The 445-nt window shown below is 55.1% G+C and carries 1 protein-coding gene; it reads left to right on the plus strand.

The features are described from left to right. Positions 1 to 59: 59 nt before the first annotated feature. On the plus strand, positions 60 to 445 hold a 386-nt coding region (gene mtlR, locus LU493_RS19600), incomplete at its 3' end, for a mannitol operon repressor MtlR (RefSeq protein ID WP_275289479.1).

Here is a 445-nt window from a genome sequence, read left to right on the forward strand (position 1 = left end):
CTGGATGCCGCAAGTGATGTCGTCGCGGAGGCCGTTAACGACTACAACGCGGAAAAATGATGCACAACCTGGCGCGGCCGACGTCGCGCCCATTACGACTCCTGTCAGATATGCAGGCAATGATGGAAGAAACACAAGCATTTGAAAACCGTGTGCTTGAGCGTCTGAATGCTGGCAAAACCGTACGAAGCTTCCTGATCGCCACCGTCGAGCTGTTAACGGAAGCGGTCAATATTCTGGTGCTTCAGGTGTTCCGTAAAGACGACTACGCGGTGAAATACGCCGTCGAGCCCTTGCTGGAGGGCAGCGGGCCGCTCGGCGATCTCTCTGTACGCCTGAAGCTGATTTATGGCCTTGGGGTGATAAGTCGTGCCGAATATGAAGACGCTGAGCTGCTGATGGCCCTGCGTGAAGAGCTTAACCACGACGGCAATGAGTACAGCTT

It is taken from the genome of Halomonas elongata, assembly GCF_029081005.1.
Taxonomy (GTDB): domain Bacteria; phylum Pseudomonadota; class Gammaproteobacteria; order Pseudomonadales; family Halomonadaceae; genus Halomonas; species Halomonas elongata_B.